Raw genomic sequence first — 8,244 nt, 5'->3', positions numbered from 1 at the left:
CGGGGAACGGGAACGGGGAGGGACCGGGCGGCGGGCGCCCGATCCCTCCCCGAAGGCGGAGGCTAGGCCTCCTGGTCCTCGCGGCGACGGCTGCGGGCGATCAGGAGCGAGCCGAGGCCGAGGGCGACAGCACCTCCCGAGAGCAGCAGCCAGGAGCCGGTCTCCACTCCGGTGGAGGGGAGGCCGCCGGGGCCGGTCGGTGCGGTGATCGGCGCGGCCGTGGCGGTCGGTCCGGCCGTCGGCACGACGGTGGGCTCCGGGGTCGACGTGGGCTCCGGGGTCGACGTGGGCTCGGGGGTCGACGTGGGCTCGGGGCTCACGGTCGGCTCGGGCGTCGCGGTGGGCTCGGGCGTCGCGGTGGGCTCGGGCGTCGCCGTCGGCTCGGGAGTCGCGGTCGGCTCCGGTGAGCCGGTCGGCTCCGGCGTCGGCGTGGGCTCCGAAGTCCCCGGCAGCTCGACGGCGGCGCCCTCCGGCGCCACGGCGAGCAGCGCCCGGGCGACGTCGCTGAACGCTCCGACCGGGTGGTTGCGGAACACCGGCGAGGTGCCGAAGAGGAAGCCCTCGGTGCCCGACTCCGTCGAGAACGAGACGGCCGAGGCCTGCCCGGCCGCGTCGCTCCGGGACTGACCCTCGGAGTCGACCCAGTGCCCGGCGACGAACGTGCCGTCCTCCGAGTAGCTCTGCTCGACCGCGACCGACTCGTCGAAGCCGGCGAACCACAGTGCCGGCGAGACGAACGCGGTGTCCTGCGGGTAGTCGCCGAGGACTCCGCCGCCGGGCGTCTCGACCGAGACGATGCCGTTGGAGCCGCTCGTGCCGGTCTGCGCAGTCAGCTCGGCCAGGCCGAAGTCGGACATGAAGGCCGCTCCAGCGCCACCGCGGCCGACGACGTCGCCGCCCGCCGCGAGGAACTCCTCGACCACGGTGCGGCCTGCGGCCTGCTCCGGGGTGAAGGAGAGGGCGCGTCCCACGTAGAGCACGTCGGCGCTCTCGAGGGTCGCGGTGCCCGCGGTGAGCGCGGCCGCGTCGACGGCGACCGCGTCGGCGAAGCCGAGCTTGGCCAGCGCGTCGCGGTCCTCGTTCGTGCCGGAGTAGGCGACGCGGAGGGCGTCGAGCGCCTTCCCGTCCTCGGCGCGCACGCGGTCGGCGGTGGTCGCCGTGAAGTCGACGCCGAAGGCGGCGGCGGCTCCCTCGGCGGCCGCGAACCCGGCGGCGTCTGCACGGAGGGCGATCGTGCCGTCCTCGAACTGCTCGAGGGCGACGCCGTCGGCCAGCAGCGCGTTGACGGCCTGGTACTCCAGGACGCCGCGCGGCTCGAAGGCGAGGTAGTCGGCGCCTGCCGGGACGGAGCCGACCGGAGCCACGGCGGTCACCGGCTCCAGGCCGACGGCCGGGAGGGCGTCGGTGGTGGAGCCGATCGCCTGCACGTCGGCGCCCCAGAGGAGCGAGAGGCTCCAGGCCGAGACGTCGTACATCTCGGGCACGCGGCTCGAGATGTCGCTGCCGTCGGCGAGGAGGACGTTGGCGAGGCCGCGGACCGACTGGTGCATGTCGACCAGGTAGGTGCCCGCGGGGTAGGAGACTCCTCCGACGCTCGTGGCGGCCGTGGTCCGCGACACCTCGACGCCGTGGGCGAGCAGCTGCGCGACGAGGGTCTCGGCGTCCGAGACGGAGCGCTGCGTGCCGTCGACGGGGATGACGTAGGCGCGCGGGTACTCGGTCGTGTAGACGTCGGTCTCGTCCCAGATCTCGGTCCACTCGGTCGGCACGCCCGCGGGCAGGTCGGCCGCGGAGACGTCGGCGGGGATCTCGACGGCGGGGGCGCCGGTGACGCCGCGCTCGAAGATGCTGACCTGGTTGCTCAGGAGCGCGTCGCGGTTGGCCTCGATGTAGTCGACGGAGGCGTCCATGACGATCCCGGCGACCTCGACGTCGATGTCCGCGTTGGCCTGGCCCTGGGCGATCTCCTCCGGAGTGCTGTTGGCCGTGCGGCCGAGCGGAAGCTCCACCGTGTTGGTGATCGCGCCCTGGAAGGCGACGTACTGCGGGGCGAAGATGGGAGGCCAGTCGTCCCAGCCCGCGCGGATGTCGCGGTAGGGGATGAGGATCTTCCCGGTGTTTTCCGTCGTGGCGCTGCCGTCCTCGGCGAGGTAGGTGTTGCCGGGCACGTCGGCCTCGACGACGCGGCGCTCGATCTCCAGCGCGGTCGCGTACGCGTGCGGGAGGAAGAGGTCGTACTCGTAGTTCTCGCCGTGCGGCGGGCCGCAGGGCTCGACCTGGAGGATCCCGGTGTAGCCGTGGATGTCGATGAAGTACGTGGGCTGGAGCACGCTCGAGAGGTCGCGGATCACGGCCGCCTCGCTGGTGGCTCCGGTGATCATGTCGCGGTTCGGGTCGTAGCCCGCGGCGACGGCGCGCTGGCCGAGGGCGCGGCCGTCGGGGTTGTTGGTGACGGTGAAGTAGAGGCGGTTGCCCTCGAGCAGCGCCTCGGTCTCCGCGTCCTCGGCGGTGGCGACGCCCTCGATGTACTCGAGGATCGCGTCGCTGCCCTCCCACTCGTTGCCGTGGATGTTGCCGTTGAACCAGACCGGCACCTTGTAGCCGTCCAGCAGCTCGGCGTCGGCGGCCGCGGCGGCGGGCTCGTACTTGAGCCGGTCGCGCCACTCGGCCTGCTGAGCCGTCTCGGCCTCGGTCTCGGGGGCGGTGACGGTGACCAGGTAGATGTCGCGGCCGAGGCCGGACTTCCCGACCACCTGGGTCGAGACCCGGTCGGAGCGGGCGGCGAGCGCGTTCAGCTGAGGCGCGATGGCGTCGTAGGGGGTGACTCCGCGCAGGAGCGAGGCGTCGGTCGGGTCGACGGGCACCTCGGTCAGCGGGGTCTGCTGCGGGTAGCTGGTCGGCACCGCGATCGGAGCGGACGGCGGACGCACGATGTCCACGCGGGTGTAGTCGGCGGGTGCTGCGGTCGTGGCGGTCGCCGGCGGGGCGACCAGGAGGCCGCCGGCGGCGAGCGCGAGCGCGGCGCATCCGGAGGCGAGGGCGGTTCGAGATCTCAAGCGGTGTTCTTCCCTTGTCGAGGCGTGACGGAACGGATCGGGCCCCCGTCGGCGTCTGGATCTCCGAATCGGATGTGAACCCTCTCAGGAAGAGAGAGGCTCCATGTTTCCGTCACGTGTCGGCCGGGTCAGCTCCGCGAGATGCCTCCTCGGTACGCCTCGCCCGGCGACTCGAGTGCCCGAGTGGCATCCGGCGAGAGGAGGAAGGAGGGCCCGGTCAGAGGAAGAGGGAGAGGACGAGCGTGGCGCCGAGCGCGAGGACGGAGGCGAGGGAGACGCCGACGGTCACGGACTTGAGGGCGCCGCGGACCGACTGGCCGAGGAAGCTCTGCAGCAGCCAGAAGGTGTTCGAGGTGACGTGGATGCAGAACAGCGCGCCGGAGCCCGCGGCGAGCGCGATCAGCAGAGGGTCGAGGCCGAGTGTCGCGGCGACCGGCGCGACGACTCCGGCCGCCGTGATCGCCGAGAGCGTGACCGAGCCGACCGCGATGTGCAGCACGGCCGCCATCACCCAGACGAGCAGCAGCGGCGCGGTCGCCGAGGTCGAGAAGTAGCCCTTCAGGATCTCGCCGAGGTCGCCCTGCGCGATCACCGCGGCGAGCGCCCCGCCGACGCCGGTGAGCAGGAAGATCTGCCCGCCGTCCTGGAAGCCCTTGGCGACCGCCTTCTCCATCCGCGCGGTTCCCACGGTGGACCGGCCGACCACTCCGGTGCCGATCACGGCGAGGAGGAGCGCGATGACGGGGTTCCCGAGGAACTGCAGCACCGGCAGCTCGATCCCGGAGACGGTGAGCACCGCCTGCGCGGCGATGAGCAGGAGGGCGAGGAGCATGGGCGCGAAGAGGAGCAGGAGCGGGCGCTCGCGGGCGGCGTGGGCGTCCTGCGCCTCAGCGGGACCCGCCGCGTCCTCGACGGACGAGCCGGACGAGCCGCCCGACACCGCTCCGGCTCCGCCCGAGGACGCCCCGCCGCGCCCCCGCGCGCCGAACGACGGCAGCCGTCCGCCGTCCGCATCGGGCGACGCTCCCACCGTCGCGAGCCCGGTCGTGTCGTCGCGCACGACCAGCTGCTCGTCGCGCGCCGGGTCCCAGAAGCCGAGGCGGAACGCGAGCGACATCAGCAGGATCGTGACCACGACCGTCGGCGCCACCACCGCGAATCCGCCGAGCATCATCACGCCCAGCGGCACTCCGAGCAGCCCCGCGAGCGCGACCGCGGCGAAGCCCGGCACCATCATCACGATGCCCGTCTCGAGCCCGACGGCGAAGGTCACGGCGACGATGCCGGTGCCCGCGCGCCCCAGCCGCGGCGCGATCCGGCGCGCGAGCGGGGCCGCGATCACGATCAGCGCGTCGACGAAGATCGTCTGCAGGTAGGTGGCGAAGGAGAGGCCCAGCGCGTAGGGGATCCCGCGGCGGCCGAAGACGCGCAGCAGGCCCTCGACGAGCCGGACGACGGCGCCCATCTCGTTGAGCATCGCGCCGATGAGCACGCCCCAGCCGATCAGGAGGCCCGCCTCCATCATCACCTCGCCGAAGCCGGTGGTCATCGTGGAGACGGTGTCGACGGGGCCGAGCCCGGTGAGCAGGCCGATCGCGGCGGCTCCCACGGCCAGCGCCAGCACCGGGTTGAACCGGAAGCGCACGATCGCGACGACCACCACGACGATCACGAGGGCGACAACGCCCAGGGTGTACCACTCGGGCATGACGTCCTCCTCCGCCCGCGACTGCGCGTGCCGTCACACCCTAGGGGACCGCCGCGCACCCCCTCGCCCCCGCCGGGCACGGGGCCCTAGCGTGGACGCATGGCACTGACGCTCCCCGAGCCCCGACTCCCCTCCCTCCTCGACTCCCCCGTCCTGCGCTGGGGGGTGATCGCGCCCGGCTCGATCGCCGGCTCGTTCGTCGAGGCGCTGCAGAAGCACACCCGGCAGCGCGTGGTCTCGGTGGGCTCCCGCTCGCTGGAGCGCGCGGAGCGGTTCGCGAGCCGGTTCGGGATCGAGCGGGCCTCGGCCGGCTACGAGGCCGTGGTCGAGGATCCGGAGGTCGACGTGGTCTACATCGCCTCCCCGCACTCGGAACACGCCCGCCAGGCACTGCTCGCCATCGCCGCGGGCAAGCACATCCTGGTCGAGAAGCCGTTCGCGCCGACCCCGGGCGAGGCCGAGATGATCGTGCACGCCGCGCGCGACGCCGGAGTGTTCGCGATGGAGGCGATGTGGATGCGCTACCTGCCGCACATGGACGTCGTGCGGCAGCTGCTCGCCGACGGGGCGGTCGGCGCGCCCGCCGTCGTCTCGGCCGACTTCGGCGCCGCCTTCGACTTCGACCCCTCCAGCCGGATCTTCGACCCGGCGCTCGCGGGCGGCGGCCTGCTGGACGTCGGCGTCTACGCCTCCTCCTTCGTCTCGATGGTGGCGGGCACCCCGCAGAGCACCGTCGTCGCCGGCAGCATGACCTCGACCGGCGTCGACGCGACCGCGACGATCGTCGGCAGCCACGCGCACGGGGTGCAGTCGGTGGCCACCTCGACCGTGCTGGCCGACACCCGCCACGCGGCGAGCGTCGCGGGGCGGGCGGGGCGGATCGACGTGCACCCGTCGTTCTGGACGCCGGGCGGCGTGACGCTCACCCGCGGCTCCGAGAGCGGGTCGTGGATCGACGAGACGCCGCTCCAGGGCGGCGAGGGCCTCGCCTGGGAGGCGCTGCACGTCGCGCAGTACGTGACGGAGGGGCGCACCGAGTCGCCGCTGCACCCGCTCGACGAGGTGGTCGCCGTGGTGCGGACCCTCGACGACGCGCGCCGCCGGCTGGGCGTCTCGGTGTAGGGCGGGCGGCGGGAGACCGCCCTCCCGGCCCTCAGCCCGCCGGCAGCTCGACGCGGAAGCTCGTGCGCCCCGGCTCGGACGCGACGAGGACGCGCCCGCCGTGGGCGTCGACGACCGCCGCCACGATCGCCAGGCCCAGCCCCGTCGATCCGGTCGTGCGCGCTCGGGAGGAGTCGCCGCGGGCGAAGCGCTCGAACAGCACCGGCACCAGCTCCGGCGCGATGCCCGGGCCGGAATCGGTGACCGTGACGACCGCGATCGGCCGCCCCTCCGACACCTCCTCGGCGAGCGCCGCCACGACCCGGGTGCCGGGGGGCGTGTGCACGGTCGCGTTCCGCAGCAGATTGGCGACCACCTGGTGCAGCCGGAAGCCGTCGCCGCGGATCTCGATCGGCTCCTCGGGGAGCTCGAGGTCCCACTCGTGGTCGGGGCCCGCGGCGTGCGCGTCCGAGAGCGCCTCGATCACGAGCAGCGTCAGGTCGACGGGCTCCTTCTCGAGGTCGCGGCCCTCGTCGAGGCGGGCGAGCAGGAGGAGGTCCTCGACCAGCGAGGTCATCCGGGTGGCGGCGGACTCGATCCGATCGAGGGAGTAGGCGGCCGACTCCGGCAGCTCGGTCCCGCCGCGCCGGGGCAGCTCCGCGTAGCCGCGGATCGCCGCGAGGGGGGTCCGCAGCTCGTGCGAGGCGTCGGCGACGAACTGCCGCACCTTGTCCTCGCTCGCCTGCCGCGACTCCAGCGCACCGGTGACGTGGTCGAGCATGCGGTTGAAGGCGGCGCCGACGCGGCCGACCTCGGTGCGGGTGTCGGCGTCCTCCTCCGGGACCCGCTCGACCAGCTCGACCGCGCCGCGGTCCAGCGGCAGCTCGGCCACGCGGGTCGCCGTCGCCTCCACCCGCTCCAGGGGCCGCAGGGCCACGCGGATGATCGCGGTGGCGACGAGGGCGACCAGCAGCATCGCCAGCAGCACCACCACGACGACCACCCAGGTGAGGGAGGCGAGCGTCTCGGCGACCTCGCCCAGGGGGACGCCGACGACGACGACGGAGCCCTCGACCGCCGCCGCGCGCACGCGGTAGGTCCCGAGGCTCCCGGGCAGCTCGATGGTCGCCTCCTCGCCCCCTGCGGCGACGGCCGCCGCGAGCACCGAGTCGGCCGGGTCCGAGAACTGCCGGCAGACCCCGTCGGCGTCGACGTAGGCGCCGATGAAGGAGCCGTCCGAGCCCTGGACGGCGGTGATGGTGCTGAGGTTCTGGCTCGGGCCGCCGCCGAAGGATCCGCTGGGGCAGGTCGTGGCCTGCTCGATCGCGCTCGACCCGCCGAAGCGGCTCGGCCCGTCGAAGTCCTGGAGGCGCGTGACCGACTGGCTGAGCGACGCGTCCGTGCTGCCGTAGAGGATCGAGCGCGCGGAGAGCACGCTGACCGCTCCCACGACGCCCGCCGTCACCGCGACGAGCGCGACCACGGCGACGACCATCCGCCGCCGCAGAGTCCACGGCGCGCGCCGGCCGCGGCGGGAGCTGCGGAGGGCGGAGCGGGTCGCGAAGTCGCCGAGCGACGGGCGGCCGGTGCGGCTCACTGGTCGGCGGGCTTCAGGAGGTAGCCGGCGCCGCGCACGGTGTGGATCATCGGCGAGCGGCCGGCGTCGATCTTCTTGCGCAGGTACGAGATGTAGATCTCGACCACGCTCGACTTGCCGCCGAAGTCGTACGACCAGACCCGGTCGAGGATCTGGGCCTTGCTGAGCACGCGGCGCGGATTGCGCATCAGGAAGCGCAGCAGCTCGAACTCGGTGGCGGTCAGCTCGATCTCGTCGCCGCCCCGGCGGACCTCGTGGCTGTCCTCGTTCAGCACCAGGTCCCCCACGACGACCTCGGGGTCGTCCGCGTCGTTGGCGAGCAGGGTGCTGCGGCGGATGAGGCCGCGCATCCGGGCGACCAGCTCCTCGAGGGAGAAGGGCTTGGTGACGTAGTCGTCGCCGCCGGCGGTGAGCCCGGCGATCCGGTCGTCGAGCGCGTCCTTCGCGGTGAGGAAGAGGACCGGGGTCTCGCTGCCGTCCGCGCGGACCCGCTGCAGGACCTGGAGGCCGTCGATGTCGGGGAGCATCACGTCGAGCACGATCACGTCGGGCCGGAACTCGCGGGTGATCGTGATCGCGGCGCGGCCCTCAGCGGCGGTGCGCACCTCCCAGCCCTCGTAGCGCAGAGCCATCTGGAGCAGGTCGGTGAGGGTGCTCTCGTCGTCGACGACGAGGACGCGGATCGGCGTCCCGTCGGCCCGCTTCAGGCGGGTGCGCTGCGCGGGGGCGAGGTGCTTCGAGGGGGCCGGGGTGCTCATGACTCCAGTATCGGGAGTTCCCTA

The 8,244-nt window shown here is 73.6% G+C and carries 5 protein-coding genes; 1 reads left to right on the top strand and 4 read right to left on the bottom strand.

Features of this window, described 5'->3' with window-relative positions:
• Positions 1 to 62: 62 nt before the first annotated feature.
• Together C5C71_RS11570 and C5C71_RS11565 are read right to left on the bottom strand one after the other, a co-directional pair.
• Entirely contained in the window at positions 63 to 3,056 is a 2,994-nt protein-coding gene (locus tag C5C71_RS11570) for a M14 family zinc carboxypeptidase (protein ID WP_104337727.1), read from the bottom strand.
• Positions 3,057 to 3,273: 217 nt separating this feature from the next.
• Complete coding sequence (locus C5C71_RS11565) at positions 3,274 to 4,764, bottom strand: GntP family permease (protein WP_104337726.1); 1,491 nt, start codon at positions 4,762 to 4,764, stop codon at positions 3,274 to 3,276.
• Positions 4,765 to 4,863: 99 nt separating this feature from the next.
• Between C5C71_RS11565 and C5C71_RS11560 the strand changes: the two genes are divergently transcribed.
• On the top strand, positions 4,864 to 5,886 hold the full coding sequence (locus C5C71_RS11560; RefSeq protein ID WP_104223651.1) for a Gfo/Idh/MocA family protein: 1,023 nt from the start codon (positions 4,864 to 4,866) through the stop codon (positions 5,884 to 5,886).
• A 31-nt stretch (positions 5,887 to 5,917) separates the two neighbouring features.
• Here C5C71_RS11560 and C5C71_RS11555 read toward each other — a convergent pair whose 3' ends face one another.
• The gene (locus C5C71_RS11555; RefSeq protein ID WP_219812137.1) at positions 5,918 to 7,462 is read right to left on the bottom strand and encodes a cell wall metabolism sensor histidine kinase WalK; all 1,545 of its coding nucleotides are present in this window, start codon (positions 7,460 to 7,462) and stop codon (positions 5,918 to 5,920) included.
• Complete coding sequence (locus C5C71_RS11550) at positions 7,459 to 8,220, bottom strand: response regulator transcription factor (protein ID WP_104223650.1); 762 nt, start codon at positions 8,218 to 8,220, stop codon at positions 7,459 to 7,461. The genes C5C71_RS11555 and C5C71_RS11550 overlap by 4 nt, the downstream gene beginning before the upstream one ends.
• Positions 8,221 to 8,244: the final 24 nt, after the last annotated feature.

The sequence above is a fragment of the Rathayibacter sp. AY1C1 genome, from assembly GCF_002932105.1.
Lineage (GTDB): Bacteria > Actinomycetota > Actinomycetes > Actinomycetales > Microbacteriaceae > Rathayibacter.
Note: the sequence above shows the minus strand (reverse complement) of the source record. Positions and strands in the feature narration are given on the sequence as shown.

Bases quoted from the DNA above. Each gene is read 5' to 3' on its own strand.
- C5C71_RS11565 (WP_104337726.1), bottom strand. From the start codon at position 4,764: ATGCCCGAGTGGTACACCCTGGGCGTTGTCGCCCTCGTGATCGTCGTG.
- C5C71_RS11550 (WP_104223650.1), bottom strand. From the start codon at position 8,220: ATGAGCACCCCGGCCCCCTCGAAGCACCTCGCCCCCGCGCAGCGCACC.
- C5C71_RS11560 (WP_104223651.1), top strand. From the start codon at position 4,864: ATGGCACTGACGCTCCCCGAGCCCCGACTCCCCTCCCTCCTCGACTCC.